This is a genomic window from Clostridium sp. AM34-11AC (assembly GCF_003435375.1).
Taxonomy (GTDB): domain Bacteria; phylum Bacillota; class Clostridia; order Lachnospirales; family Lachnospiraceae; genus Pilosibacter; species Pilosibacter fragilis.
Genome location: NZ_QWGL01000077.1, coordinates 1 through 3,202, shown reverse-complemented (window position 1 = coordinate 3,202; position 3,202 = coordinate 1). Strand labels below are relative to the sequence as shown.

Genomic DNA, 3,202 nt, shown 5'->3' with positions numbered 1-3,202 from the left:
AGTCAAAACAAAGGTCATGTTCAATCTGACCCGAAGGCAGCTGGTCTGCTTTACCGCCGGGGCGCTTGTAGGCGTACCGCTGTTCTTGTGGCTCCGTGAGCCTGCGGGAAACAGCATGGCTGCCATGTGTATGATGCTGGTCATGATGCCCTTCTTCCTGCTGGCTATGTACGAAAAGCATGGACAGCCCCTGGAAAAGATCGTGGGCAACATTCTCAAAGTAGCTGTGATCCGTCCAAAGCAGCGTCCCTACCAGACCAATAACTTTTATGCCGTATTAAAGCGGCAGGAAATGCTCGATAAGGAGGTGTATGACATTGTTCACCGCAATAAAAAAATGGCTGCATCGGATGTTCGGAAAAACCGAGAAAAAAACTGTGCAGCCGGTAAAGACAAAGAAAAAGCTGTCCCGCGCCGATAAGAAGCAGATCGAAGCGGCCATTGCCCGCGCTAACCGCACGGACAAAAAAGGAAAATCTGCGCAGGACAGTATCCCTTATGAACGGATGTGGCCGGATGGAATCTGCCGAGTATCGGACAGCCACTACACAAAGACCATCCAGTTTCAGGACATCAACTATCAGCTCTCCCAAAACGAAGATAAGACGGCAATCTTTGAGGGGTGGTGTGATTTCCTCAATTATTTTGACAGCTCAATTCATTTCCAGCTGTCTTTTTTGAACCTTGCGGCATCGGAGGAGACCTTTGCTAACTCCATTTCCATCCCGCCCCAGAGGGATGCCTTTGACAGTATCCGCGAGGAATACACCACAATGCTGCAAAATCAGCTGGCCAGAGGTAACAACGGTCTCATCAAGACCAAATACCTGACTTTTGGTATCGACGCAGACAGCATCAAAGCTGCCAAGCCCCGTCTGGAGCGTATTGAGACCGATATACTTAATAACTTCAAGCGTCTTGGTGTAGCTGCCAGAACGCTGGACGGTAAAGAAAGGCTTTCTCAGCTTCATGCAGTATTCCACATGGATGAACAGCTCCCATTTCAGTTTGAATGGGACTGGCTGGCTCCTTCCGGTCTGTCCACGAAGGATTTTATTGCACCAAGCTCCTTTGAGTTCCGCACCGGCAAGCAGTTCCGTATGGGCAAGAAATACGGGGCTGTTTCTTTTTTGCAGATTCTCGCACCGGAGCTGAATGACCGTCTGCTGGCTGATTTTTTGGATATGGAAAGCTCGCTCATTGTGAGTATGCACATTCAGTCGGTGGATCAGGTGAAAGCCATTAAGACGGTAAAGCGCAAGATTACCGACCTGGACCGCAGTAAGATCGAGGAACAGAAAAAAGCAGTTCGTGCCGGATACGACATGGACATCATTCCATCCGACCTTGCTACCTACGGCAGTGAAGCGAAAAAACTCTTGCAGGATTTGCAGAGCCGCAACGAGAGAATGTTCCTTTTAACCTTTCTGGTGCTGAACACAGCGGACAATCCCCGTCAGCTTGGCAACAACATCTTTCAGGCAGGCTCCATTGCCCAGAAGTATAACTGTCAGCTGACCAGGCTGGACTTCCAGCAAGAAGAAGGGCTGATGAGCTGTCTGCCCCTGGGACTCAATCAGATTGAGATCCAGCGAGGACTGACCACCAGTTCTACGGCTATCTTTGTACCGTTCACCACACAGGAATTATTCCAGAACGGCAAAGAAGCTCTGTACTACGGCATAAACGCCCTGTCCAACAACCTCATCATGGTAGACAGAAAGCTGCTGAAAAACCCCAACGGCTTGATTTTGGGTACGCCAGGTTCCGGTAAGTCCTTCAGCGCAAAACGAGAAATCGCCAACTGCTTTTTGCTTACCAATGATGATGTTATCATCTGTGACCCGGAAGCGGAGTACGCACCTCTTATTGAGCGTCTGCATGGGCAGGTCATCAAGATCTCGCCTACCTCCACCAACTACATCAATCCGATGGACCTGAACCTGGACTACTCGGATGATGAAAGCCCACTGTCCCTCAAGTCTGATTTTATCCTCAGCTTGTGTGAGCTGATCGTGGGCGGTAAGGAGGGCTTGCAGCCGGTGCAGAAAACAATCATCGACCGCTGTGTGCGCCTGGTCTATCAGACTTACCTCAATGACCCGCGCCCGGAGAATATGCCGGTTTTGGAGGACCTATATAACCTGCTTCGGGAACAGGAGGAAAAGGAAGCCCAGTATATCGCTACGGCCCTTGAAATCTATGTAACCGGCTCCCTCAATGTGTTCAACCACCAGAGCAATGTGGACATCAACAACCGCATTGTCTGCTATGACATCAAGGAACTGGGCAAGCAGCTCAAGAAAATCGGTATGCTGGTGGTACAGGATCAGGTGTGGAACCGCGTTACCATCAACCGCGCTGCCCACAAGTCCACCCGTTACTACATCGACGAGATGCACCTGCTTTTGAAGGAGGAACAGACCGCTGCCTATACAGTGGAAATCTGGAAGCGATTCCGTAAATGGGGTGGTATTCCGACAGGTATCACCCAGAATGTCAAAGACCTTTTGAGCAGCCGCGAGGTAGAGAACATCTTTGAAAACTCGGACTTCGTGTATATGCTCAACCAGGCAGGCGGAGACCGTCAGATACTTGCCAAGCAGCTGGGCATTTCCACGCACCAGCTTAGCTATGTGACCCACTCCGGTGAGGGCGAGGGCCTGCTGTTCTATGGCTCCACAATTCTGCCTTTCGTGGACCACTTCCCGAAGAGTACCGAGCTGTACCGCATTATGACCACCAAACCCCAGGAACTGAAAAAGAAGGAGGATGAATGATGATGAACCCCAACATTTTGAATCAAAACCCGTTGATGTTTTTTGACAGGGCGGTAAATGCCCAGCGCAGCCAGCTGCTTACGGTCATGGCCGATGCGGTAAGTGAGTGCCGCACGGCGGCAGATCAGGCAGCCGAACTGAATGAGACCGGTCAGGTGGGGCTTCTCCGTCTGGCAGAGATTTGGAGCGCCATCCGTGCCAAGGAAGGCATGGGCGGTCTGATTCTGGAAGGAACCGAAGCGAAGATCCTGTCTGATGTGGTGGCACAGTTTTACGCCTACCTGTCCGGTTGTATGTTCAACGATCCTGTGGGAATGGCCATTTATGCAGAGCTGCACTACATGATGTCCTCCCTCATGCTGGGAGAATGGTTTGAATAAGGAGCCGCGCCTGCGCTTTACTGATGAGGAACGGTCGGACCC

At 51.1% G+C, this 3,202-nt stretch carries 3 protein-coding genes; all 3 read left to right on the top strand.

Going from position 1 to position 3,202, the window contains the following annotated elements:
• Nucleotides 1-421: PrgI family protein (locus DW826_RS17675; protein ID WP_147327184.1), on the top strand; the 421-nt coding region annotated here is incomplete at its 5' end.
• Nucleotides 378-2,780: a VirB4-like conjugal transfer ATPase, CD1110 family gene (locus DW826_RS17670; RefSeq protein WP_117553328.1), complete on the top strand. Its 2,403-nt coding sequence runs from the start codon at nt 378-380 to the stop codon at nt 2,778-2,780. The genes DW826_RS17675 and DW826_RS17670, both read left to right, overlap by 44 nt.
• Complete coding sequence (locus DW826_RS17665) at nt 2,777-3,160, top strand: DUF3851 domain-containing protein (protein ID WP_024739087.1); 384 nt, start codon at nt 2,777-2,779, stop codon at nt 3,158-3,160. The genes DW826_RS17670 and DW826_RS17665 overlap by 4 nt, the downstream gene beginning before the upstream one ends.
• Nucleotides 3,161-3,202: the final 42 nt, after the last annotated feature.

Coding starts and splice junctions, on each gene's coding strand:
- DW826_RS17665 (WP_024739087.1), top strand. CDS start 2,777: ATGATGATGAACCCCAACATTTTGAATCAAAACCCGTTGATGTTTTTT.